The organism is Lentibacter sp. (genome assembly GCF_965657785.1).
Taxonomy (GTDB): Bacteria; Pseudomonadota; Alphaproteobacteria; order Rhodobacterales; family Rhodobacteraceae; genus Lentibacter.
In genome coordinates, this window is sequence record NZ_CBFHPP010000003.1 from 40,092 (window position 1) to 63,941 (window position 23,850).

A 23,850-nucleotide genomic window follows, 5' to 3' on the forward strand; every position below is an offset into this window, starting at 1 on the left:
CAGAAACGGCCTGAAAAGACCGCATCATCACGGGATTTGAGCTATAGTAGATTCGGCCCCGCTTGGCAATGGAGGCGCAACATAATGTTGCGCTTTTTAACGCGGGGTCAATTTGTAGTGGTCAGTCGGCGGAGGGAACGAGCGGCGCATCATCGCCCTCGGAGGGGGGCAGGAGCGTCTCTGTTGTGCTCTCTTCTTCCACCGCTTCAGGGGGTGTCACATCGCTGAGACGGTCAATGACGGAGCCGCCAGCGGACTTTTGCGCGGCGATAATTGTCAGCGAGATCGAGGTGCAGATAAAGGCAATCGCAAGGATCCATGTGACTTTGCCAAGGGCTGTCGCGGCTGCGCGCCCAGAGACACCGCCGCCACCGCCGCCGCCCATGCCAAGGCCGCCGCCTTCGGAGCGCTGCATAAGCACAACCCCGATGAGGGCCAAAGCCAAAATGAGATGGACGATAAGAACGACGTTTTCCATGAAATGCCCGATGCCTGAGACTGGTCTGGGCGGGTTTTAGGGGAAAGCCCCAAGGCGCGCAACCCGTGATCTTGGCTTGGATGCGGCAGGTTCTCTTTAACAGAGGGTTAAGCCTGCGGCAGGTAGGGTTAACGGGGCTTGGGAGCGGCGATTCTGGGGGGGTGATAAGCGTGCACCGGGCGTGCACCATGCGTGCACCGGGTGACTCCGCGTTTTGGGGCGGAAAAACAAGTAAACGCCGCGTGCGCAGGTGCGGCGGCGTTTAGGGAATATTCATAGGTTTCTGTCGGGGCCGTTTGGCCCACTTTGACGCTCTCTCGCCCGCTTTGGCGGCGGTTTGGAGCGCTTAAGGCTTTGGTAGGCTTTGCATGGCAGGATGCCGCTCAGGCGAACAGAGGATTGAAATGAATATTTATCACTGCGAGATTGATCTGCGCGACAATGCCAAGGCGCTGGCCTTTGCGGCCGCGCTTGAGGCGTGGATGGGCCATCTGCTGGCGCATCAGGTTATTCTGGGGTGGCGCTTATGCCGCCGCAAGCTTGGTTTTGGCGCGCCGCAATCGCGCGACTTTTTGCTTGAGATCGAAGTCAGGGACATGACCCAGCTTGATCAGGCGTTTCGCTATGCGGGGCAGGCCGATGAGGAGGTGGAGCAGCTTTATACCACGGTGCACCAGATGGTGGGGGAGGTTGATATCGGACTTTACCGCCCGTTTCCCGACCCCGAGCGCGCCGAGCGCATGGCCTTGATCTGAGCTTTTCTGCGCCGCCTCTGCCACCCCTCTGCGATGGTCTGCGGCGAATTAGGTGTTTCGCCCCGTCCCTCAGCGCGATATAGGAGCGCGGGTTTGACAAGAAACTCTAGGCAGAATCTGAGGGGGCCAGCATGGCAAATGTAGTGGTTGTCGGCGCACAATGGGGCGACGAGGGCAAAGGCAAGATTGTAGACTGGCTGTCTGAGCGCGCAGATGTGATTGCGCGCTTTCAGGGCGGACACAATGCGGGCCATACGCTTGTTATTGATGGCAAGGTTTATAAGCTTCATGCGCTGCCGTCCGGTGTTGTGCGAGGCGGTAAGCTGAGCGTGATTGGCAACGGCGTTGTGCTAGACCCTTGGCATCTGATCAACGAGATCGAGACGGTGCGCGCACAGGGTGTCGAGATCAGCCCAGAAACACTGATGATTGCGGAAAATACGCCGCTGATCCTGCCGATTCATGGCGAGCTTGACCGCGCCCGCGAGGACGCCGCGCGCAAGGGCACAAAGATCGGCACCACGGGGCGCGGCATTGGCCCGTGTTATGAAGACAAGGTGGGCCGCCGTGCGATCCGTGTGGCCGATCTGGCGGATGAAGCGACGCTGATTGCCCGCGTCGATCGCGCGCTGCAGCACCATGATCCGCTGCGCAAGGGGCTTGGCATCGCGCCTGTGGACCGTGACGCGCTGATCACGGCGCTGCAAGATATTGCCTGGAAGATCCTGCCCTATGCGGCGCCAGTCTGGAAAGTGCTGAGCGAGAAGCGCAAGGCGGGCAAGCGGATCTTGTTTGAAGGGGCGCAGGGCGCGCTTCTGGACATTGATTTTGGCACCTATCCCTTTGTCACCAGCTCCAATGTGATCGCGGGGCAGGCCGCCACGGGCGTGGGCATGGGGCCTGGCGCGATTGACTATGTGCTTGGCATTGTAAAGGCCTATACCACCCGCGTTGGCGAGGGGCCTTTCCCGACCGAGCTTGAGGACGCGGACGGCGAGCGGCTTGGCACGCGCGGCCACGAATTTGGCACGACGACAGGGCGCAAGCGGCGCTGTGGCTGGTTTGATGCGGCGCTGCTGCGCCAGACCTGCGCGACGAGCGGTGTGAACGGGATTGCGCTCACCAAGCTTGATGTTCTGGACGGGTTTGAGACGCTCAAGATCTGTGTGGGCTACGAGCTGGACGGGGAGCGGCTGGATTATCTGCCGACAGCGGCGGAGGCGCAGGCGCGCTGCACGCCGGTTTATGAGGAAATGAAAGGCTGGTCGGAGAGCACCGAGGGCGCGCGCTCTTGGGCGGATCTGCCGGCGGAGGCGATCAAATATGTGCGCCGTGTGGAGGAGCTGATCGACTGCCCTGTGGCTATGGTGAGCACCAGCCCCGAGCGCGAGGATACGATCCTTGTCACCGACCCGTTTCAGGACTGAGGGCTATGTTTGACACCCTGAGCTTCAAGATGCGGCGCTGGCTGGTATTGCTTCTGCTGCTGGTCGGGATGCCGCTTTATATTGTGGCGGCTGTCAGCGCGGTTGGCTGGCTGGAAAGCCTGTTCGGGCGGCTGCCTTTGCTGATTGAGCTGGTGGTCTATGTCGGCCTCGGGCTGGCGTGGATTTTCCCTTTCAAAGGGCTTTTCAAAGGGATTGGCAAGCCTGACCCTGACGCGGCACCCATCACATGGGACGACGAGCGCTAGGTGGTTGCGCTGCCTTCGGCATCGCCCGGGGGCGCGCGCCAGACCTGCGGCCTGGCGCGCACCTTGTGTCCTGTTACATCTGTTGTGGGTGGGGCGCGGGCGGAGTGGATATTTTTAGAAAGAAAAAGACAGGGGGGGGGCTTGTGAGGGGCTTCTTTGATCCGCTTGCGGGGCTTTGGCGCGGCTGCTAAAGGGATTTAAACCCGATGAAACCTGTCGGATACTGTAAGAGGCATCTTGTGACCAAGCTCCCGCCGAGGCTCGATATTCGCAATCTCAAGCGCTCTTTTGAGGGGCGTGTTGTGGTGGACGATGTGTCGCTCACCATCGAGCCGGGGCAGGTGACCTGCCTTTTGGGGCCGTCGGGCTGCGGCAAGTCGACCACGCTGCGCATGATTGCGGGGGTGGATATGCAGGACAGCGGGCAGATTTATGTGGATGGGGCGCTGGTCTGTGACACGGTGTTTCGCATTCCGCCCGAGCGGCGCAACACGGGGCTTATGTTTCAGGATTTTGCTTTGTTTCCGCATTTGAGCGTGGCGGAAAACGTGGCTTTTGGCCTTGGTGGCACGCGGGCAGAGAAGGCGGCGCGGGTGCGCGCGCTTTTGGCGCGGGTCGGTTTGGCGCGGTTTGAGGAGAGCTATCCGCACGAGCTTTCGGGCGGCGAGCAGCAGCGCGTGGCGCTGGCGCGCGCCCTTGCGCCGCGGCCGCGGCTGATGTTGATGGATGAGCCGTTTTCGGGGCTTGATAACCGTTTGCGCGACGAAATCCGCGACGAGACGCTGGATGTTCTCAAGCAAGAGGACACGGGCGTTTTGCTGGTGACGCATGAGCCTGACGAGGCGATGCGGATGGCCGATGAGATCGCTTTGATGCGGGCGGGCAAGATTGTGCAGCGCGGGGCACCATACAATATTTACAATGCGCCGCGCGACAAAGAGGCTGTTGGATTTTTCAGTGATATCAATGTGATCGACGGGGTGGTGCGCGGGGCGCTGACCGATACGCCGTTTGGGCAGTTTCTGGCACCGGGGGTGCCTGACGGGCAGGCTGTGGAGATTGTCATTCGCCCGCAGCACTTCAAGATCGATTTTGACCGTGACGGGCGCGGCCCTGATCCGACGCCGAGCGACGGGGCAGCGGCGCGGGGCGTTGTGGAGCGGGCGCGCTTTATGGGCAACGAGAGCCTTGTGGAGTTTCGCATGGATCATGACGGTTCAAAGCTGCGGGTCACGGTTCCGAATGTGTTCTTGCCCTCGGTGGGCAAGGCGCTCTGGCTGTCGATCCGCCGCGACCGCTGCTTTGTTTTTCCGAAGGTGGCATGAGGCGGCTTCTGCTTCTGGCGGGGGCGGGAGAGGCGCGCGCTGTGGCCTGCGGGCTGGCGGAGGCGGGCGCGCCGGCGGTGGCTTCTCTGGAGGGGTCTGCGCGCTTTTTGGGCGGGCTGGCGCTGCCCACGCGCTTTGGCGGATTTGGCGGCGCGGCGGGGTTTGAGCGATATTTGCAAGAGCACAGAATCGGTGCGGTGCTGGATGTGACCCATCCTTTTGCGGAGGCGATCAGCGCGCGCGCGGCGGCGATCTGTGCGGCGCGGGGGCTGCCTTATGCGCTTCTGTGGCGGCCCGAGTGGCGGCCTGAGCCGGGCGATGACTGGATTGCCCTGAAGGATGAGGCGGCGGCGGCGGCGCATATCCCTGCGGGGGCGACTGTATTTGTCGCCACGGGGCGGCGCGGCTTGGCGGGCTTTGCCAATTTGCGCGGCTGTGAAGTGATTGCGCGGCGGATCGGGGAGGCGGCGCCAGAGCCGTTTCCGTTTGCGGGCGGGCGCTATCTGGCTGGGGTGGCGCCGTTTAGCGTGGCCGAGGAAGAGGCGCTTTTTCAAGAGCTTGGGGTGGATTGGCTTGTGGTCAAAAACGCAGGCGGCGCGGGGGCGCGGCCCAAGCTTGAGGCGGCGCGCAGGCTTGGGCTTAAGGTCGGGATGATTGCGCGGCCCGCCCCGCCGCGCGGGGTGACGCTTTTGCGCACGGTGGCCGAGGCGCTGGACTGGGCGCTGGACTGGGCGCGCGCCCATGGATGAGCGGGTGATCCTTGGGGCTGAGTGTGTGGCCGAGGGCATGGCGTGGCTTGCGGGGAAAGACAGGCGCATGGCCGAGGCCTATCTGCGCACGGGGCCGCTGCCTCTCAGGCTCAAACCTGACGGCTTTGGCGCGCTTTTGAGTGCGATTGTGAGCCAGCAGGTCAGCGTTGCGAGCGCCCGCGCGATTTGGGAACGCTTGGTTGAGGCGGGCTGTGAGCGGCCCGAGGCAGTCGAGCGTCTGAGCGAGGATGCGTTGCGCGCGCTTGGCTTGAGCCGTCAGAAGGCGAGCTATGCCAAGGCTCTGGCGGAGGCGCGGATTGACTATGAGGCGTTGCGGGCGGCCCCAAGTGAGGACGTCATCAAGAGGCTGGTGGCTGTGAAGGGCGTTGGCACCTGGACGGCGGAGATCTATGCGATGTTCAGCCTCGGGCGCGCCGATGTTTTTGCCAGCGGTGATCTGGCGCTTCAGGAGGCCGCGCGGGTGCTTTACGGGCTGAAGGCGCGGCCCCGTGCGCGGGAGATGCGCGACATGGCCGAGGACTGGGCCCCTTGGAGGGCGGTTGCGGCGCGCCTGCTCTGGGCCTATTACAAAGAGATCAAAGACCGAGAGGGAAGCTTATGACACGTGCCTTGCAAGCCAGCCGAAGAGAACCAGTATCGGGAGAAACCCGGTCTGTTGTTGTGTTTTTACACGGATATGGCGCGAATGGCGCGGATTTGCTTGGTCTGGCCGACCCGCTGGGCGAGCATTTGCCAGATACGCTGTTTATTGCGCCTGATGCGCCCGAGGCCTGCGCGGGCGCGCCTATGGGGTTCCAGTGGTTTCCTATTCCGTGGATCGACAACTCCTCGGAGGAAGAATCAGAGCGCGGGATGCGTGCCGCTGTTGAGGATTTGAACGCCTTTTTGGACGGGATCCTTGTAGACGAAGACTTGCTGCCCGAGCAGATGGCTTTGGTCGGGTTCAGTCAGGGCACGATGATGGCGCTTGAGGTTGCGCCGCGCCGCGAAGAAGAGCTGGCGGGGGTTGTTGCGTTTTCGGGGCGTTTGCTGATGGCGGATGCACTCGCCGAGGAGGCTGTGAGCAAGCCGCCGATCTTGTTGATCCATGGCGATGCGGATGATGTTGTGCCGCCCCAGAGCCTGCCCGAGGCGGCGGAGGCGCTGCAAAATGCGGGCTTCAAAGAGGTCTATGCGCATATCATGAAAGGCACAGGCCACGGGATCGCGCCAGACGGGCTTTCTGTGGCGCTGGCGTTTTTGCGCGACAAGGCCAGCTTTTAAGCCGCTGATTTTATTTTGAATTAATACTTTGTTAACCCGAGCGTTCGGCGCTCGGGGCTGTCTCTTTACGCGTGGATTTTGCCGCGTTAGCCTTGATCTACGGGTCGTTTTCTTTGTGGGATGCAAGGGGCGCGGGCCGAGCGGAGGGCCAGCGAAATGAGGCAAAAACCATATGAGCATACACCCCCCTGACGGCATAAAGCCGACCGGAGCGCCGCAGCTTGGCGGCGCTGTGGCGACGCTTGTGCAGGAAATTACACGGCTGAAACTTGATCTTGAGGTGCGCAGAGTCGGGCTGTCGGCTGCGCCTGAGGCGCAAGAGGCACAGAAGCTGACCTCGGTGTTGCGCGATATTGTGCAGTGGATCGGGATCGCGATTGAAGTGGAGGAAACGTATGAAAAGCAATTCAGAGGCCCAAAGCCAGACACCCCAACTGAGCGTAACCTCGACCTTGACGCCGCGCGGGCTAGCATCGGCGGCAAGCTGGATCGCCTCAGAGCCGCCGCAGGTGCAGAGCGCCTTTCTGGGCAGCCTGAGTGAGGCCGAGCTTCTGGCGCTGCCGTATCTCTTCGAGTTTTGGGCGCTGCCCCATCAGCTGACACCCGAGGGGCATTGGCGCAACTGGATCATCATGGGCGGACGGGGCGCGGGCAAGACGCGGGCGGGCGCAGAATGGGTGCGCCGCTCTGTGGAGGGCGCGGGGCCGCGCGACGCGGGGCGCTGTGCGCGGCTTGCGCTTGTGGGGGAGACTGTGGCGCAGGTGCGCGAGGTGATGATTTTTGGCGAGAGCGGGATTATGGCCTGTTCGCCGCCTGACCGCAGGCCCGAATGGCAGGCGACCCGTGGGCGGCTGTTGTGGCCCAACGGGGCGGTGGCGCAAGTCTTTTCGGCGCATGAGCCAGAGGCTTTGCGCGGGCCGCAGTTTGACGGCGCATGGGTGGATGAGCTGGCGAAGTGGAAAAAGGCGCGCCAGACGTGGGATATGCTTCAGTTTGGTCTGCGTTTGGGCGAGGATCCGCGCGTTTGTATCACCACGACACCGCGCAACATCGGGCTTCTCAAAGAGCTGTTGGAGGCGGAGGCAACCGTGGTAACGCACGCCTCAACCGAGGCCAATAAAACCAATCTTGCCAGTGGGTTCTTGGCCGCAGTTCAAGCGCGTTATGCGGGCACGCGGCTGGGGCGCCAAGAGCTGGACGGGGTCTTGATCGAGGAGGCGGAAGGCGCGCTTTGGACGGCGGCGCAGCTTGAGGCGGCGCGGGTGCGCGAGCTACCTGAGATGAGCCGAATTGTCGTTGCGGTGGACCCGCCTGTGAGCGGCACGGCGCGCTCGGATGCCTGCGGCATTATCGTGGCGGGCGTTGTGGCCGAGGGGCCTGTGCAAGACTGGCGCGCCTATATTCTGGAGGATGTGAGCGTGCAGGGGGCCAGCCCGATGGCTTGGGCGGAGGCGGCTGTGGCGGCGATGCAGCGCTGGAAAGCGGAGCGGATGGTGGCAGAGGTCAATCAGGGCGGAGATCTGGTTGAGCAGGTGATCCGGCAGGTCGACCCGCTGATTTCATTGAGAAAAGTCCATGCCTCGCGGGGCAAAGTGGCCCGCGCCGAGCCGATTGCGGCGCTCTATGAGCAGGGCCGTGTGCATCACTTCACAGGGCTGGCGGCGCTGGAGGAGGAAATGTGCCAACTGACGATGCACGGGTTTCACGGCAAGGGCAGCCCTGACCGCACTGATGCGCTTGTCTGGGCTTTGAACGAGCTTTTGATCCTGCCGGCGAAGTCTCACATGAGCCCGCAGGTGCGCACGCTCTAGTTAAGAGTTCTTAAAGGTTTGGCGGCATCTTCACGATCAAGCTTTGATCTGGCCAGCTACATGAGAGTCGGATCGTAAGGTGTTATAAGTATTTGAGTAATCAGGAGCGCGGTATGACGGTATTTGACTTCTTTCGCAAGGCCGAGGCAGCGGCCCCGCAGCAAAAGGCGAGCGCGGCGGGCGGTGTGATTGCTTGGCAGGGCGCGGGCCGTGTGGCCTGGAGCCCGCGCGACACGAAGAGCCTGACGCGCACGGGCTTTGCGGGCAACCCTGTGGGGTTTCGCTCTGTGAAGATGATTGCCGAGGCGGCGGCGGCTTTGCCGCTTGTGTTGCAAGACAGCGCGCGCCGCTATGAAACGCACCCTGCTTTGACGCTTTTGAAACACCCCAACCCCGCACAGGGGCGCGCGGAACTGTTGGAGGCGCTGTACGGCCAGCTTTTGCTCACGGGGGACGCCTATATCGAGGCGGCAGGGGCCGACAGCGGTCTGCCGCAGGAGCTGCACGTTTTGCGCTCGGACCGGATGAGCCTTGTGCCGGGCAGTGACGGCTGGCCTGTGGCCTATGATTATGCGGTCGGCGGCAAGACGCACCGTTTTCATATGGCGCAAGAGGCGCCTGTGATCTGCCATATCCGCAACTTCCACCCGCAGGATGACCATTACGGCTTTTCGCCGATGCAGGCGGCGGCGCAGGCGGTGGATGTTCACAATTCGGCCTCGCGCTGGACCAAGGCGCTTCTAGACAATGCCGCAAGGCCCTCTGGCGCAATTGTCTATCGCGGGGCAGACGGGCAGAGCGGGCTGAGTGCAGACCAGTATGACCGCCTCGTGAGCGAGATGGAGGCCAATTACCAAGGCGCGCGCAATGCGGGGCGGCCTATGTTGCTGGAGGGCGGGCTGGATTGGAAGCCGATGGGGTTTTCGCCCTCGGACATGGAGTTTCAGAAGACCAAGGACGCGGCGGCGCGCGAAATTGCGCTGGCCTTCGGGGTTCCGCCGATGTTGCTCGGGATACAGGGCGATGCGACCTATGCGAATTATCAGGAGGCGAACCGCGCGTTTTACCGGCTGACGGTTTTGCCGCTGGCGGCACGGGTGACGGCGAAGCTGGCTGACTGGATCGGGCAGCATTCGGGGGAGCGCTTTGAGCTGAAGCCTGATCTGGACCAAGTGCCAGCGCTTGCCGCCGAACGCGATGCGCAATGGGCGCGGGTGAGCGGGGCGGGTTTTTTGAGCGAGGCGGAAAAGCGGGTTTTGCTGGGGCTGCCTGCGCTTGGGGAGGCGGGGGATGAGTGATCTCAGCCCGCCCGAGGCGGGGCTTGAGGCTTTGCTGCCCTATGAGGGCTATCGCGCGATGCTGCGGCATATCGAGCGGCGGCTCACCTCGCTTGAGCTGAGTGTTGCCGCGATGGAGACAGAGCGCGCGGTGAGTGAAGAAAAGCGCAAGTTTATGGTGGCACGGTTCAACCAGATTGACGGGCGGCTCGACAAGATCGACGGGCATATCGCGCGGCTGGTCTGGCTGATTATCGCGGCGATCATTGGCGGGTTTATGTCCTTTGTGATGCAGGGCAGCCTTGTGGGCGGCTGACATGGTTTTGGAGTAGAGTGATGGGTTATCAGACGGATATTGAACGCAAATTTTGCCGCCTTGGCGAAGAGATCACAGTGACGGAGGGTTGCCGTATCGAAGGCTATGCGAGCCTGTTTGGGGCCTGTGATCAGGGCGGTGATATTGTCCAGAAGGGCGCTTACGGGGCGAGCCTTGCGGCGCTGGCCGCCGAGGGGCGGCGCGTCAAGATGCTCTGGCAGCACGACCCCGCCCAGCCGATTGGCATCTGGGACGAGGTCCGCGAGGACAGCCGCGGCCTCTATGTGAAGGGCCGCCTGCTGGAAGGCACCCAGAGGGGGCGCGAGGCGGCGGCGCTGATTGAGGCGGGGGCGATTGACGGGCTGTCGATTGGGTATCGCACCAGAAAGGCGGGCAAAACGGACAAGGGCCAGCGGCTTTTGACGGAACTGGAGCTTTGGGAAGTGTCGCTTGTGACCTTTCCGATGTTGCCCAGTGCGCGGGTGGGCGCGAAGGGCGAGAGCCTTCACGCACAGGCTCTGCGCAATATGGCGGCGGCCATTAAGGATGCGCGCCAGCGGCTGGCGCAAGACTGACGCAGCAAACAGGAACCAGAAAGGAAACTCTTGATGAGTGACACCCAAGTTAAGGCTCGGGGCAAGGAAGCTGTGCCTTCCGCGCCTGAGACGAAATCAGCGACTGACGAATTTATGAGCGAATTCAACGGCTTTCAAAGCGACATTGCGAAACGACTTAAACAACAGGAAGAGCGACTGACCATGCTTGATCGGAAAACACAGACCCACAACCGCCCCCATCTTGCCCGCGCAAGCGCGCTTGAGGCCCCGCATCAGAAGGCCTTTAACGCCTATCTGCGCACTGGCGATGACGACGGACTGCGCGGTCTTGAGCTTGAGGGCAAGGCGATGTCGTCGGCTGTGGCCGCGGACGGCGGCTATCTTGTGGACCCGCAAACCAGCGAGAGCATCCGCTCGGTGCTTGAGAGCACAGCCTCGATCCGTGCGATTGCCAATGTGGTGCGCGTCGAGGCGAGCTCGTTTGATGTGCTTGTGGATCACTCCGATGTGGGCGCGGGCTGGGCGACAGAAACCGACCCCACAAGCGAGACAGGCACGCCGCAGATCGACCGTATTACCATTCCGTTGCACGAGCTTTCAGCACTTCCCAAGGCGTCGCAGCGTCTTTTGGACGACTCTGCCTTTGACATTGACGCCTGGCTTGCGGGGCGGATTGCGGAGAAATTTGCCCGCTCCGAGGCATCCGCCTTTATCAATGGCAACGGCGTTGACAAGCCCAAGGGGATGTTGACGCACCCCACGGTGGACAATGCCACATGGGCTTGGGGCAGTCTGGGCTATGTGACCACGGGCGTTTCTGGCGGGTTTGACGGCGGCGAAGCTGTGATCGACCTCGTTTATGCTCTGGGCGCGCAGTATCGCGCCAATGCGAGCTTTGTCATGAACTCGAAAACAGCGGGCGCGCTGCGCAAGCTGAAGGACGCGGACGGGCGCTTTCTGTGGTCGGACGGGCTGGCGGCGGGGGAGCCTGCGCGCTTGCTTGGCTATCCTGTGCTGATTGCCGAGGATATGCCTGATGTGGCGGCTGACGCTCTGGCCGTTGCCTTTGGCGACTTTAACGCAGGCTATACTGTGGCCGAGCGCCCTGATCTGCGGGTATTGCGCGACCCGTTCAGCGCCAAGCCACACGTGCTGTTCTACGCAACCAAGCGTGTCGGCGGGGATGTGAGCGACTTTGCTGCGATCAAGCTGCTGAAATTCGGCACCTCGTAATCCGCTGAAAGAGGGGGGCGGCGGGCCTGCCTCCCTCTGGCGCGCGGCGCTGAAGATCTGTGTTGCCAAGCTGTCCCCTCCGCCAACGGCAACAGCAGCGTCGCGCGCTTTTCGGAGGCGTAAACTTTGGAGAGACTCCATGATGTTAATTGAAGAAACCGCAGTGCCGAGCGCGGCCTTGCCAGTGGAGGCCTTCAAAGCGCATTTGCGCCTTGGCACGGGCTTTTCTGAAGACACGTTGCAAGAGCCCGTGTTGGCGAGCTTTTTGCGCGCGGCGATGTCTGCGATTGAGGCGCGCACGGGCAAGATATTGATTGAGCGTGACTTTTCATGGACGCTGAACGGCTGGCGCGACGAGACGGGGCAGGCTCTGCCTGTGGCGCCTGTGAGCGCGCTTCTGGATGTGATTTTTGTCAGCCGTCTCGGTGTGGAACACCCTTTGGCGGCGCATTTTTACAAGCTTGAGCAGGATATGCAGCGGCCCAAGCTTGCGCCTGTGGCCGGGGTCTTGCCGCAGGTGCCGACAGGCGGCGCGGTGCGGATCGGCTTCCGCGCGGGCTATGGCGCGACATGGGACGAACTGCCCGCCGATCTGGGGCAGGCGGTGCTTTTGCTGGCGGCCTATTATTACGAATATCGCAACGAAAGCAGCGTTGGCGAGGGCTATATGCCCTTTGGGGTCAGCTCGCTGATCGAGCGGTATCGCACGGTGCGTCTGTTTGCGGGGGCGGGCAAATGAGAGCGCCTTTATTGAACCGACAGCTTGTCTTGGAAAACCCTGTGCGCCTGCCTGACGGGGCGGGGGGATTTCGCATCACCTGGCAGTCGCTTGGCACGCTTTGGGCCGAGGTGAGCGCGCGCACGGGCCGCGAAACCCAAGGCGAGGCCGTGCCTTTGGCGCGGGTGTCCTACAAGATCCGTCTGCGGGCTGCCCCCGAGGGCAGCGGGATGCGCCCCAAGCCCGAGCAGCGGTTTGTGGAAGGCGCACGTGTTTTTCGGATCGTCGCGGTTGTGGAGGATGACCTCACGGGGCGGTATTTGAGCTGTTTGGCAGAAGAGGAGGTAGTGGCATGAGCTATGGTGTTTCGTCGGCCCTACAGGCGGCCGTTTATCAGGCGTTGATTGCGGATGCGCCGCTTGCGGCCCTTGTGGGCAGTGCAATTTATGATGCGATTCCGTCGGGCAGCCTGCCGTCGATCTATGTGGCGCTTGGGCCTGAAAATGTACTCGACAGCTCTGACAAGAGCGGGGGCGGGGCGCTGCATCTCTTCAGCGTCTCGGTGGTGACGGATGGTGCGGGCTTTCAGGCGGCCAAGGATGTGGCGGGGCGGGTGAGCGATGTGCTTGTTGACGCGCCCCTCACGCTGGCGCGCGGCAGCCTCATTTCGCTTGGATTTGACCGCGCGAGCGCCAGCCGCGAGGGCACAGGCGCGACACGCAGGATTGATCTGCGCTTTCGGGCGCGTGTGGAAGACGACAACTAACTTACAGATAACATTGGAGATTTCCCATGACGGCACAGAACGGAAAAGAACTTCTCATCAAGATCGACCTCACTGGCGATGGCCAGTTTGAAACCATTGCGGGCCTGCGGGCGACGCGGCTCAGCTTTAACGCCGAAAGCGTTGATGTCACCAGCCTTGAGAGCGCGGGCGGATGGCGCGAAATTCTGGGTGGCGCGGGCGTCAAATCGGCGGCGATTTCGGGCTCTGGCGTTTTTAAGGACGCGGCCTCTGACGAGCGCGCACGCCAGATCTTTTTTGACGGCGAGACGCCTGATTTTCAGGTGATTATTCCTGATTTTGGCACAATTGAGGGCGCGTTTCAGGTGGCTTCCATCGAGTATTCAGGAAGCTACAACGGCGAGGCGAGCTATGAGCTTGCGCTCAACTCGGCAGGTGCGCTGAGCTTCACGGCGGCGAGCGTGTGATGGGCAATCCCTTTGCCTCTGAAGTGGCGCTCGTCATGGACGGCGAGCGCCGTGTGCTCAAGCTCACGCTTGGCGCGCTCGCCGAGCTTGAGGCGGCGATGGGGGCTGATACGCTTGTTGACCTTGTGGGCCGCTTTGAGGCCGGCAGTTTTAGCAGCCGTGATGTCATGAAACTGATCGTGGCTGGCCTTCGCGGCGGCGGCTGGCAGGGGGCCTCAAGGGACTTGCTCTCTGTCGAGATCGAGGGCGGGCCGATGGCGGCGGCGCGGGCGGCGGCGCTCTTGCTGGCGCGGGCGTTTATGCTGCCTGAGGGGGAGGCCGATGCGCTTTGACTGGGCCGAGCTTCTCAGGCTGGGGCTGACCCGTATGGGCCTGAAGCCACATGAGTTTTGGGCGCTGACGCCTGTGGAGCTGATGTTGATGTTGGGGCCTGAGGCGCGCCTGCGCCCGATGGATAAAACCGGACTTCAGGCGCTGCTTGAGGCCTATCCCGATGCCACTGAGGTAAGAAAGAACGAGGAACACCATGAGTGACTTTGACGCTTTGGACGATATGGAGCTGAAGGCGGATGCGCTGGAGCAGAGCTTGGGCGCGGCTGCCGGGATGGCGGCGCGGTTTGATGCCGAGCTGCGGCAGGTGCGCGCGAGTTTTTCTCAAACGGGGCAAGAGGTTGCCACGCTTGAGCGCGGGTTGAGCCGTGGGCTGAGACGCGCGGTGGATGGCGTTGTGTTGGACGGGGCAAAGCTCTCGGATGTGCTTGGCACGGTGGCGCAATCCATGATCAGCGCGAGCTATTCGGCGGCTGTGAAGCCAGTGACCGATCATTTCGGCGGGCTGATTGCCAATAGTATTGGCAGTGTGATGGGCGGGATTTTCCCGTTTGCGCAGGGGGCCAGCTTTGCGCAGGGCAGGGTGATGCCGTTTGCCAATGGCGGTGTCGTGAGCAGCCCGACGGTCTTTCCGATGCGCGGCGGCACAGGGCTGATGGGCGAGGCGGGGCCAGAGGCGATTATGCCACTGGCGCGCGGGGCCGATGGCAAGCTTGGCGTCAGGGCCGAGGCGGGCCGCGCCATCAACGTGGTGATGAATATCACAACCCCCGATGCCGAAGGCTTTCGCCGCAGCCAAAGCCAGATCGCGGCGCAGATGGGCCGTGTGCTCGCCCGTGGCAACCGCAACAGATAGGAGAAAACCATGCAGTTTCATGAGGTTAGATTTCCAACGAGCCTGAGCTTCGGGGCGTCTGGCGGGCCAGAGCGGCGCACTGACATTGTGAGCCTTGCCAACGGGCTTGAGGAGCGCAACACCCCTTGGGCGCATTCGCGCCGCCGCTATGACGCGGGCATGGGGCTGCGCTCGATGGATGATATTGACGCGGTGCTGGCGTTTTTTGAGGCGCGGCGCGGGCGGATGCACGGCTTTCGCTGGAAGGACTGGACCGACTTTCAGACGGGGCGGCCTTCGCGCGAGGTCGGCTTTGAAGACGAGATCATTGCGATTGGAGATGAGGTTACGACCGTTTTTCCGCTTGTGAAGGTCTATCGCTCTGGCGAGCAGACCTATGCGCGCCCGATTGTGAAGCCTGTGGAGGGCACTGTGCGGATCGGTTTTTCGGGCGACGAGAAGAGCGAAGGGCTTGATTATACTGTAGATTATACCACGGGGCTGGTGACGTTTGTGCATCCGCCGAGCGTGGCTGTCGAGATCACCGCGGGGTTTCATTTTGATGTGCCTGTGCGCTTTGACAGCGACCAGATTGTCGCCTCGGCGGCAACATTTGAGGCGGGCGAAGTGCCAAATGTGCCGGTTGTGGAGCTTCGGGTCTGATGGGGGGCGTGAAGGGCGATCTGCTCGCGCATTTGCAGACGGGGATCACGACGGTGTGCCGCTGTTGGGCGCTGACGCGCCGCGACGGCGTGGTCATGGGCTTTACCGATCATGACGGGCCACTTGCTTTTGAGGGCATCCGCTTTCGGGCTGATACGGGGATGAGCACGACCACGCTTCAGCAGGCGACGGGCCTGTCTGTGGACAACACCGAGACCATGGGCGCGCTGAGTGATGCAGCCATCTGTGAGGCCGATATCGAGGCCGGGCGCTATGACGGAGCCGAGGTGCAGAGCTGGTTTGTGAACTGGGCTGATGTGAGCGTGCGCCACCTGATATTTGCCGGATCGATCGGCGAGCTGCGGCGGGGCAACGGGGCGTTTCATGCCGAGCTGCGCGGCCTCAGTGAAGCCTTGGGGCGGCCTGTCGGGCGCGTCTATCAGAAGCCCTGCACCGCCGTTTTGGGCGACAGGAGCTGCGGCTTTGACACGGGGCGCGAGGGCTATTTTGTCGAGCGCGCTGTCGAGGCCGTTGAGGAGGGCCGCGTCTTTCGCTTTGAGGCGATGACGGGGTTTGACGAAGCGTGGTTTGCTTTTGGCACGTTTGAAGGGCTGAGTGGCGCGTCTGAGGGGCTGAAAGGCGTTGTGAAGCGCGACTATTTTGAGGGTGCAACCCGTGTGATCGAGCTTTGGCATCCGATGCGCGCGCCGATTGTGGCGGGCGATCAGGTCCGCCTTGTGGCAGGCTGTGACAAGCGGATGGGGAGCTGTCGTGCAAAGTTTGACAACCTTCTGAATTTTCAGGGCTTTCCCGACGTTCCGGGGGACAGCTGGCTGGCCGTGCAGCCGCATAGCGCCGGCCAGACCGGCGGCGGGAGCAGACGCGCATGAGCGAGATTGCCAAAGAGGTGCTGACGGAAGCGCGGGCGTGGATCGGCACGCCGTATCATCATCAGGCCTCACAGAAGGGCGTCGGCACAGACTGCCTTGGCCTGCTGCGCGGGGTTTGGCGGCGTGTTTATGGCGCAGAGCCTGAGGCCGTGCCAGCCTATACGCCGGACTGGTCCGAGCCACAGCGCGAGGAGCGGCTCTGGGCGGCGGCGGCGCGGCATTTGCGGGCTGTGCCTTTGGCAGAGGCCGAGGCGGGGGATGTGCTTTTGTTTAGAATGCGCAGTGATGCTATGGCCAAACACCTTGGGATCCTGTCGGCCAGTGGGGCGGCGCCCAGATTTATTCATGCCTATTCGGGTCATGCGGTCTTGGAAAGCCCGCTCACCCCGCCTTGGCAGCGCCGCGTTGCGGCTTTGTTTCGTTTTCCTGAGGAGATCAGCTAATGGCAACCATACTTCTTTCTACGGCGGGTGCGGCGATTGGCGGCTCTCTGGGCGGCTCTGTTCTTGGCCTTTCGATGGCGGCGGTCGGGCGCTTTGCGGGGGCCGTGGCGGGCCGTGCGATTGACCAGAGGGTCATGGGGCAAGGCTCTGATGTGGTTGAGCATGGCCGCGTCGAGCGCTTTCGCCTCACCCGTGCGGGGGAGGGCGACCCTGTGGCGCAGGTTTACGGGCGGATGCGCGTGGCTGGACAGGTGATCTGGGCGAGCCAGTTTGCTGAGACGGTGACCACAACGGGCGGCGGCGGCGGCAAGGGCGCGCCTGCGCGGCCTGTGACCCAGAGCTTCAGTTACAGTGTGAGCATGGCGATCGGGCTGTGCGAGGGGGTGATCTCGGGGGTGGGGCGTGTCTGGGCCGATGGGGTCGAGGTCGACCCAGAAAGCCTTGGGATGCGGGTGTATCGCGGCTTGGCCGACCAGATGCCCGACCCGAAGATGGAGGCTGTGGAAGGCGCAGGACAGGTGCCTGCCTATCGCGGCACGGCTTATGTTGTGCTGGAAGAGCTGGCGCTTGAGCGCTTTGGCAATCGTGTGCCGCAGTTTGAATTTGAGGTCATGCGGCCCACGCAGGCGCATCTTGAAGATGCGGGCGAAGACATGGCCCATGCGGTGCAGGCGGTTGCTATGATGCCGGGCAGTGGGGAATATACGCTCGCCACGACCCCTGTTCGCTATGACTATGGCGCGGGGCAGGCGGCGCTTGCCAATGTCAATACGCCTGCGGGCAAGGCCGACTTTCGTGTCGCCACAGAGCGGATGGTGACAGAGCTGCCCAAGCTGAAGGCCAGCTCGCTGATTGTGAGTTGGTTTGGCGGCGATCTGCGCTGTGGGGACTGTGAGCTGCGCCCGAAGGTTGAGCAAAAGCTGCATGACGCAAGCGAGATGCCTTGGAGTGTGGCGGGGCTGACGCGGGGTCTGGCTGAAGAGGTCGTCAAGGACGCTGACGGGCGACCGCTTTATGGCGGGACGCCTTCTGATCAGTCGGTCATTGAGGCGATCACGCATCTGCGCGAACAGGGTCTTGAGGTGCTTTATTACCCATTTATCCTGATGGATCAGCAAGCGGGCAACAGCCTCCCCGACCCTTACACAGGCGCGACGGGCCAGCCAGCCTTTCCGTGGCGGGGGCGGATCACGCTGGCAGGCGAAAGCGGGACTGCCGCCGCCGATGCAGAGGTCGCGGCCTTCTTTGGCACTGCCAGCGCCAGTGACTTTTCTGTGGCCAATGGCGTGGTGACATACTCGGGCCCTGAGGAGTGGAGCTACAGTCGCTTTATTTTGCACAACGCGGCGCTCTGTGTGGCTGCGGGGGGCGTTGACAGCTTTTCTATCGGCTCGGAAATGCGCGAGCTGACGAAAATCCGCGGCGCGGCGGGCTTTGCTTCTGTGGCGGCTCTCAAGAGCCTCGCCACTGAGGCGCGCGCGCTCTTGGGGCCAGATGTGAAGATAGGCTATTGCGCAGATTGGTCGGAGTATTTCGGCTTTAACGCGGGCGGCGACCGTCTGTTTCATCTTGATCCGCTCTGGGCGGATGACAACATCAACTTTGTCGGGATTGACAACTATATGCCGCTCAGCGACTGGCGCGATGAGGCGGGCGAGGCCGACGAGGCCTATGGATCGATCTACAACCTTGAGTATCTGGAGGCCAATATCCTTGGCGGTGAAGGCTATGACTGGTTTTATCATTCGCCAGAAGCCCGCGCGGCGCAAATCCGCACGCCGATCGAGGACGGGGAACACTCCGAACCTTGGGTCTGGCGCTATAAGGACATTGTGAGCTGGTGGTCATCTGATCACCACGAGCGGGTGGATGGCGTGCGCTCTGACACGCCCACAGAGTGGATACCGCAATCCAAGCCGATCTGGTTTACCGAACTTGGCTGTGCGGCGATTGACAAGGGGACAAACCAGCCCAACAAGTTTCTGGACCCAAAATCGAGCGAAAGCAGCCTGCCGCATTATTCCAACGGGCGGCGTGACGACTACCTTCAGGCGCAATACTTGCGCGCGATGCACCGCTTCTGGGCGCGGCCCGAGAACAACCCTGTTTCGGTGGAATATGACGGCCAGATGCTGGATATGAGCCGCGCTTTTGTCTGGGCTTGGGATGCGCGGCCCTATCCGCATTTTCCAGCGCTGGAGGCTGTCTGGAGCGATGGCGGCAATTATGACCGCGGTCACTGGATTACGGGGCGGGCGTCATCGCGCAGTCTGGCTTCTGTTGTGGCAGAGCTGTGTGAGCGTGCGGGGATGACGGCCTATGATGTAGGCGATCTCAAAGGCGTGGTTGAGGGCTATGCTGTGGGGCAGGTGGAGGAGGCGCGCGCTTCGCTTCAGCCTCTGATGCTGGCCTATGGTTTTGACGCGGTCGAGCGCGACGGGCGGCTTGTGTTTTTGATGCGCGACGGGCGCATCGACCATGCACTGGAGGCGCGTGCTGTGGCGTTGAGCGAAGAGCTTGAGGCGGATGTGGAGCGGCTGCGCGCCTCGGAGGCCGAGCTTGCGGGGCGTGTGCGGCTGCGCTTTATCCAGAGCGGTGCCGATTTTGAGACGGTTGCCGAGGAGGCTGTTTTGCCTGATCAGGCCACACAGGCTGTGGCGGTCTCGGAGCTGCCGCTTGTGATGGGGCGCGGCGCTGGGCGTCAGATTGTCGAGCGCTGGTTGTCAGAGGCGCGGGTGGGGCGCGATACGCTGCGCTTTGCGCTGCCGCCCTCACGGCTTGATGTGGCGGCGGGGGATGTGCTGCGCCTCGGGTTTGAGGGCACAGAGCAGCTCTTGCGCGTTGATCGTGTCGAGATCGGGCGGGAGCAGATTGTCGAGGCGGTGCGGATCGAACCCGAGAGCTACAGCCCTTTGGATCTGATAGACGATGCGCCTTTGATGTCCGGATTTATGCCGGCTGTGCCTGTGTTTCCGCTGTTTCTCGACCTGCCGCTCATGCGCGGCGATGAGGTGCCTCATGCGCCGCATCTTGCGGTGACGGCAGAGCCTTGGCCGGGCACGGCGGCGCTTTACCGCTCAAGTGACGGGGAGGGCTATAGTTTTGACAGGTTGATCACGGCGCGCAGCACTGTGGGTGTGCTTGAAGCCCCTCTCAGAGCCGCCTGCGCAGGCCTCTATGACCGTGGCGCCGGGGTTAATGTGCGGCTGACGGCGGGGCATCTGGCCTCAGTCAGTGAGCTTGCGATGCTGAATGGGGCAAATCTGGCCGCGATTGGCGATGGCAGCCCCGAAAACTGGGAGCTGGTGCAGTTTCAAAACGCCGAACTTGTGGCCGAGAACACCTATCGGCTGACGCATCTTTTGCGCGGGCAACTTGGCAGTGACGCTTGGCAGCCTGCGGACTGGCCGGAGGGCAGCTATTTTGTTTTGCTTGACGGGCGACCCGAGCAGCTCGGTTTGCAGCCTGCGGAGCGCGGGCTTGGACGCTATTACCGTGTCGGGCCAGCGCGCCGTGGCTATGATGATCCGTCTTATACCACTGTTTTGCAGTCTTTTGACGGGGTGGGCCTCAGGCCGCTCAGCCCCTGTCATGTGCGGGGGAGTGCCGACGAGACCGGCTATCGGACGCGCTGGATCCGGCGGACGCGGATCGGGGGGGACAGCTGGGAGGCCCTTGAGGTTCCGCTCGGGGAAGAGAGCGAGCAGTATCTTGTGCGGGTCAGCCTTGGCGGCGTTGTGCGTCGGGAGACTGTTGTGACAGAGCCGAGCTGGCACTACTCTCAGGAAGATATGGCCTTGGACGGCGTTGTCGGGAGCGGATTTGAGCTTTCTGTGGCGCAACTCTCTTCAGTCTACGGTGCGGGCGCGTTTGGCACGCTTGATGTAAGTCTTTGAGGGGCACGCGAGGGGGGTGTTTGACGCGGCCAGTGGGACCTCTGGCCGCGTCTGTGCATTATTGCACATAGCTGTCGCGGGGATTTGGGTTTGTCACTCTCGTGTGGTTGGCGCTATATTGGGGCCGCAAGCGCAAAGGATAAAGTGATGCCGCAGCTCCAAACCAACCTCGCCAAGCTTGACCCTGTTTGGGCACAGATCAGAAGCGAGGCCGAGGAGGCCATCACGGCCGAGCCGCTGCTCGGCGGTTTGGTCCATGCCTGTATCCTGCATCATAACTCTATCGAGAAGGCCTTGGCCTATCGCATTTCGACAAAGCTTGCCTCAAGCGAGATGTCAGAGCAAATCTTGCGCGAAATTTGTGACGAGGCTTACGGGGCGGATGCCAGCCTTGCGATGAGTGCGCGCGCCGATATTGTCGCGGTTTATGACCGTGACCCTGCCTGTCACCGCTTTTTGCAACCGATTCTGTTTTTCAAAGGGTTTCAGGCGGTGCAGGCCTATCGTATTTCCAACTGGCTCTGGCGCGAGGGGCATAAAGACCTCGCCTATTTCTTCCAGATGCGCAGTTCGGAGTGCTTCGGGATTGATATTCACCCCGGTGCAAAGATTGGCAAAGGCATCATGATCGACCATGCGCATTCGATTGTGATCGGGGAAACCGCTGTTGTGGGGGACAATGTTTCCATGCTCCATTCCGTGACGCTGGGCGGCACCGGCAAGGAAGAAGAAGACCGTCACCCCAAGATTGGCGACGGCGTCTTGATCGGGGCGGGGGCGAAAGTGCTTGGCAACATCAAGGTTGGCAACTGCTCGCGGATTGCGGCGGGCTCTGTTGTGCTTGAGGATATTCCCGCGAAGAAAACTGTTGCCGGTGTGCCTGCCCGCATCGTGGGAGAAGCGGGCTGCGCGACGCCGTCGCAGACGATGAATCAGGTGATTGAACGCGGGTTTGACGACTGAGCCTTGGCGCTGATCCAAAGGCGTGCCTTTGGCACACAGGTTTGTGTGTGAGAGGGGCTTTGCCCCTCTTGGCCTTTGGCCAATTCACCCCAGGATATTTAGGGCAAAAAGAAAGACTGAAGGGCGTCTGCCGTCTCTTTAGGAGCGGTGTCGGGGAAGAAGTGCCCGCCCTGCATGGCTTGGCCTGTCACCTTTGAAAACCTGTCTTGCCATGTGCCGAGCACATCATAGGCTTTGGCCATGGGGCCATCGGCACCATAGAGAACAAGCGCTGGGATATCGAGCTTGCGCGCCATATCGGCGGCATCCATGGCGAAGTCGATCTCAAGGGCTGCGCGGTAGTCGTTGCACATGGCTGTGATGGTGTCTGGATCGCGCCAGCGGTCTCGGTAGGCCGCGAGCTGATCCGGGGCGAAATCCTCTAGGGCTGTGCTGCCCCAGCCTGTCAGGCAGCTTTCAAAGTAGTGATCGGGATCATGGCGGATCAGGGTTTCGGGAAAGGGCGCGGGCTGGGCCAGAAAAAACCAGTGGTAATAGGCTTTGGCGACGTCTTTGGAGAGGTCGCTGAGGAGAAGGTGGGTGGGAATGATGTCAAGAAGTGCGAGTCTGCTGATCCGTGCGGAGGCGTCAAGCGCCATGCGATAGGCGGTGCGCGCGCCACGGTCATGGCCGGCGAGCGCGAAGGTGTTATGTCCGAGATCGGCCATCAGCTCCAGCATATCACGGCCCATTTCGCGGAAAGAATAGGCCGCCACCCCTGTGGGCTTGGAGGAGGCGCCGTAGCCGCGCAGATCGGCTGTGACGATTGTGAAGTGCTCTGCCAGTTCGGGCGCGATCTCATCCCACATCGCGCGGCTTTGAGGGAAACCGTGCAGCAAAAGGAGCGGCGGGCCGTTGCCTTTTACATCATAGGCGATCTCGGCTCCCGAGCTTTTGAAGCGCTTCATTGTTTGGTCATTTCCTCGAGCACACGCGCCCAAGAGCGGATGCCTTTGTGAAAGCTTTCCAGATCGTATTTTTCGTTCGGGGAGTGGATCTGGTCGTCATCCTTGCCAAAGCCGATGAGCATGGCATCCATATCGAGGATATCCTTGAAGAAGCCCGCAATCGGGATCGAGCCGCCGCAACCGACATAGGCCGCCGCATCGGGCCATTCATCCGAGAGCGCCTTGCGGGCCTGCTCGAAGGCGGGGTGGGAGACCGACATTTGCGCGGCGGGGGCGCCTTTGTCGCCCTTGTAGGCCACCTTGTAATCAGAGGGGATATTTGCCTCCACATGGGCCTTGAGCGCGGCAACGATCTTGGCGGGGTCTTGCTGCCCGACGAGGCGGAACGTAAATTTGGCATGGGCTTTGGAGGGCAGGACCGTTTTGGATCCATCGCCCGTATAGCCGCCCCAGAGGCCGTTGACTTCGCAAGTCGGGCGCGACCAGAGCTTTTCAAGCGGGGTGCGCTCGACTTCGCCGCCTTGCTCGGTAAGGCCTATATCGCCAAGGAATTTACCATGATCAAAGCTGAGCGCCTGCCATTGGGCGCGGATCTCGTCGGAGAGCTCGGGCACATCATCATAAAACCCATCCAAGGTGATGCGGCCCGTCTCGTCATGTAGCCCTGCGATCAGGCTTGACATAACATGAAGCGGATTGCGCACAAGGCCGCCATACATCCCCGAATGCAAGTCGCGCTCAGGGCCTGTGATTTCGACTTCAATGCCAGCGAGGCCGCGCAGCATGGTGATGATCGCGGGCACGCGGCTTTCAAACAGCCCTGTGTCGCAGATCAGGGCGATGTCGGCTTTAAGCTCTTCGGCGTTGTCCTTCATGAAGGGAATGAGCGAGGGGGAGCCGCTTTCTTCCTCGCCTTCAAAGAAGAAGGTGATCTGGCAGGGCAGGGCGCCGTTGACCTCGCGCCAAGCGCGGCAGGCCTCAACGAAGGTCATGAGCTGGCCCTTGTCATCAGATGAGCCGCGCCCGCGGATCACACGGCCTGCGGGTGTGTCTTCAATTGCAGGGTCAAACGGGTCGCGGTCCCAAAGGGCGAGCGGATCAACGGGCTGCACATCATAATGGCCATAAAACAGGACATGGGGGCCGTCGCCTGCCACATGGCCAACGACCATCGGGTGCCCCGGGGTGTCGCGCTTTGTGGCTTTGGCACCGATGCTCTCAAGGTCGGCCACGAGCCAGTCGGCGGCTGTCTGGCAATGGGCTGCAAAGGCGGGATCGGTGGAAATGGAGGGAATGCGCAGAAGCTCAAGCAGGCGGTCTGTGGCGGCGGGAAGATTGGTGTCGATCTGCTCGAGCACGGCTTTGAGTGACATAGCGCTGTCCTTGGATTGAGGTAAGGTGATAGGAGCAAACCTAACTCGGGGCGCGGCAATGTCCAGACGAGAAAAGATGTAACAGAAAAGCTGGTTTTCTTG

Annotated in this window: 28 protein-coding genes; 25 read left to right on the plus strand and 3 right to left on the minus strand. The window is 62.0% G+C overall.

Going from position 1 to position 23,850, the window contains the following annotated elements:
• Positions 1 to 121: 121 nt before the first annotated feature.
• Positions 122 to 478: a preprotein translocase subunit SecG gene (gene secG, locus ACTF58_RS02610; protein WP_438990410.1), complete on the minus strand. Its 357-nt coding sequence runs from the start codon at positions 476 to 478 to the stop codon at positions 122 to 124.
• A gap of 404 nt (positions 479 to 882) precedes the next feature.
• Between secG and ACTF58_RS02615 the strand changes: the two genes are divergently transcribed.
• The 25 genes from ACTF58_RS02615 (at position 883) to cysE (ending at position 21,428) form a co-directional block, all read left to right on the plus strand.
• Complete coding sequence (locus tag ACTF58_RS02615) at positions 883 to 1,233, plus strand: DUF6614 family protein (protein WP_438990411.1); 351 nt, start codon at positions 883 to 885, stop codon at positions 1,231 to 1,233.
• 131 nt (positions 1,234 to 1,364) lie between these two features.
• Positions 1,365 to 2,660, plus strand: a complete 1,296-nt coding sequence (locus ACTF58_RS02620; protein ID WP_438990412.1) for an adenylosuccinate synthase — start codon at positions 1,365 to 1,367, stop codon at positions 2,658 to 2,660.
• Positions 2,661 to 2,665: 5 nt separating this feature from the next.
• Entirely contained in the window at positions 2,666 to 2,926 is a 261-nt protein-coding gene (locus ACTF58_RS02625; protein ID WP_438990413.1) for a DUF2842 domain-containing protein, read from the plus strand.
• A 206-nt stretch (positions 2,927 to 3,132) separates the two neighbouring features.
• A complete protein-coding gene (locus tag ACTF58_RS02630; protein ID WP_438990414.1) occupies positions 3,133 to 4,251 on the plus strand; it encodes an ABC transporter ATP-binding protein in 1,119 nt (372 codons plus the stop codon).
• Positions 4,248 to 5,000, plus strand: a complete 753-nt coding sequence (locus ACTF58_RS02635) for a precorrin-6A/cobalt-precorrin-6A reductase (protein WP_438990415.1) — start codon at positions 4,248 to 4,250, stop codon at positions 4,998 to 5,000. The genes ACTF58_RS02630 and ACTF58_RS02635 overlap by 4 nt, the downstream gene beginning before the upstream one ends.
• Positions 4,993 to 5,622 carry a DNA-3-methyladenine glycosylase family protein gene (locus ACTF58_RS02640; protein WP_438990416.1) on the plus strand — a complete coding sequence of 210 codons (630 nt, stop codon included), beginning with the start codon at positions 4,993 to 4,995 and terminating at the stop codon, positions 5,620 to 5,622. The genes ACTF58_RS02635 and ACTF58_RS02640 overlap by 8 nt, the downstream gene beginning before the upstream one ends.
• A complete protein-coding gene (locus ACTF58_RS02645; RefSeq protein WP_438990417.1) occupies positions 5,619 to 6,284 on the plus strand; it encodes an alpha/beta hydrolase in 666 nt (221 codons plus the stop codon). The genes ACTF58_RS02640 and ACTF58_RS02645 overlap by 4 nt, the downstream gene beginning before the upstream one ends.
• Before the next feature lie 172 nt (positions 6,285 to 6,456).
• A complete protein-coding gene (locus ACTF58_RS02650; RefSeq protein ID WP_438990418.1) occupies positions 6,457 to 6,825 on the plus strand; it encodes a hypothetical protein in 369 nt (122 codons plus the stop codon).
• 10 nt (positions 6,826 to 6,835) lie between these two features.
• Positions 6,836 to 8,095, plus strand: coding sequence for a DNA-packaging protein (locus tag ACTF58_RS02655; RefSeq protein WP_438990579.1), 1,260 nt, complete (start codon positions 6,836 to 6,838; stop codon positions 8,093 to 8,095).
• A gap of 113 nt (positions 8,096 to 8,208) precedes the next feature.
• Positions 8,209 to 9,393, plus strand: a complete 1,185-nt coding sequence (locus ACTF58_RS02660) for a phage portal protein (protein ID WP_438990419.1) — start codon at positions 8,209 to 8,211, stop codon at positions 9,391 to 9,393.
• Positions 9,386 to 9,688: a hypothetical protein gene (locus ACTF58_RS02665; protein WP_438990420.1), complete on the plus strand. Its 303-nt coding sequence runs from the start codon at positions 9,386 to 9,388 to the stop codon at positions 9,686 to 9,688. The genes ACTF58_RS02660 and ACTF58_RS02665 overlap by 8 nt, the downstream gene beginning before the upstream one ends.
• 20 nt (positions 9,689 to 9,708) lie before the next feature.
• Positions 9,709 to 10,263 (plus strand): HK97 family phage prohead protease, encoded by a 555-nt coding sequence (locus ACTF58_RS02670; protein ID WP_438990421.1) that lies wholly within the window; start codon positions 9,709 to 9,711, stop codon positions 10,261 to 10,263.
• 33 nt (positions 10,264 to 10,296) lie between these two features.
• Entirely contained in the window at positions 10,297 to 11,478 is a 1,182-nt protein-coding gene (locus tag ACTF58_RS02675; RefSeq protein WP_438990422.1) for a phage major capsid protein, read from the plus strand.
• Positions 11,479 to 11,617: 139 nt separating this feature from the next.
• Positions 11,618 to 12,217 (plus strand): head-tail connector protein, encoded by a 600-nt coding sequence (locus tag ACTF58_RS02680; RefSeq protein ID WP_438990423.1) that lies wholly within the window; start codon positions 11,618 to 11,620, stop codon positions 12,215 to 12,217.
• Positions 12,214 to 12,552, plus strand: coding sequence for a head-tail adaptor protein (locus tag ACTF58_RS02685; protein ID WP_438990424.1), 339 nt, complete (start codon positions 12,214 to 12,216; stop codon positions 12,550 to 12,552). The genes ACTF58_RS02680 and ACTF58_RS02685 overlap by 4 nt, the downstream gene beginning before the upstream one ends.
• The gene (locus ACTF58_RS02690) at positions 12,549 to 12,962 is read left to right on the plus strand and encodes a DUF3168 domain-containing protein (RefSeq protein ID WP_438990425.1); all 414 of its coding nucleotides are present in this window, start codon (positions 12,549 to 12,551) and stop codon (positions 12,960 to 12,962) included. The genes ACTF58_RS02685 and ACTF58_RS02690 overlap by 4 nt, the downstream gene beginning before the upstream one ends.
• 26 nt (positions 12,963 to 12,988) lie before the next feature.
• On the plus strand, positions 12,989 to 13,408 hold the full coding sequence (locus ACTF58_RS02695) for a phage major tail protein, TP901-1 family (RefSeq protein WP_438990426.1): 420 nt from the start codon (positions 12,989 to 12,991) through the stop codon (positions 13,406 to 13,408).
• Positions 13,408 to 13,740, plus strand: coding sequence for a gene transfer agent family protein (locus ACTF58_RS02700; protein WP_438990427.1), 333 nt, complete (start codon positions 13,408 to 13,410; stop codon positions 13,738 to 13,740). The genes ACTF58_RS02695 and ACTF58_RS02700 overlap by 1 nt, the downstream gene beginning before the upstream one ends.
• Positions 13,730 to 13,942, plus strand: a complete 213-nt coding sequence (locus ACTF58_RS02705; protein WP_438990428.1) for a rcc01693 family protein — start codon at positions 13,730 to 13,732, stop codon at positions 13,940 to 13,942. The genes ACTF58_RS02700 and ACTF58_RS02705 overlap by 11 nt, the downstream gene beginning before the upstream one ends.
• A complete protein-coding gene (locus tag ACTF58_RS02710) occupies positions 13,935 to 14,594 on the plus strand; it encodes a phage tail tape measure protein (RefSeq protein ID WP_438990429.1) in 660 nt (219 codons plus the stop codon). Before ACTF58_RS02705 ends, ACTF58_RS02710 begins: the two co-directional genes overlap by 8 nt.
• 9 nt (positions 14,595 to 14,603) lie before the next feature.
• Positions 14,604 to 15,236, plus strand: a complete 633-nt coding sequence (locus ACTF58_RS02715; protein WP_438990430.1) for a phage distal tail protein, Rcc01695 family — start codon at positions 14,604 to 14,606, stop codon at positions 15,234 to 15,236.
• A complete protein-coding gene (locus tag ACTF58_RS02720; RefSeq protein ID WP_438990431.1) occupies positions 15,236 to 16,126 on the plus strand; it encodes a DUF2163 domain-containing protein in 891 nt (296 codons plus the stop codon). Before ACTF58_RS02715 ends, ACTF58_RS02720 begins: the two co-directional genes overlap by 1 nt.
• Positions 16,123 to 16,569 carry an NlpC/P60 family protein gene (locus ACTF58_RS02725; RefSeq protein ID WP_438990432.1) on the plus strand — a complete coding sequence of 149 codons (447 nt, stop codon included), beginning with the start codon at positions 16,123 to 16,125 and terminating at the stop codon, positions 16,567 to 16,569. The genes ACTF58_RS02720 and ACTF58_RS02725 overlap by 4 nt, the downstream gene beginning before the upstream one ends.
• Entirely contained in the window at positions 16,569 to 20,465 is a 3,897-nt protein-coding gene (locus tag ACTF58_RS02730; protein WP_438990433.1) for a baseplate multidomain protein megatron, read from the plus strand. The genes ACTF58_RS02725 and ACTF58_RS02730 overlap by 1 nt, the downstream gene beginning before the upstream one ends.
• 147 nt (positions 20,466 to 20,612) lie before the next feature.
• On the plus strand, positions 20,613 to 21,428 hold the full coding sequence (gene cysE, locus ACTF58_RS02735) for a serine O-acetyltransferase (protein WP_438990434.1): 816 nt from the start codon (positions 20,613 to 20,615) through the stop codon (positions 21,426 to 21,428).
• A 98-nt stretch (positions 21,429 to 21,526) separates the two neighbouring features.
• On the opposite strand, the gene ACTF58_RS02740 is transcribed toward cysE, so the two are convergent.
• Complete coding sequence (locus ACTF58_RS02740; protein ID WP_438990435.1) at positions 21,527 to 22,375, minus strand: alpha/beta fold hydrolase; 849 nt, start codon at positions 22,373 to 22,375, stop codon at positions 21,527 to 21,529.
• Positions 22,372 to 23,748, minus strand: a complete 1,377-nt coding sequence (locus tag ACTF58_RS02745) for a dipeptidase (protein WP_438990436.1) — start codon at positions 23,746 to 23,748, stop codon at positions 22,372 to 22,374. Before ACTF58_RS02745 ends, ACTF58_RS02740 begins: the two co-directional genes overlap by 4 nt.
• Positions 23,749 to 23,850 lie beyond the last annotated feature (102 nt).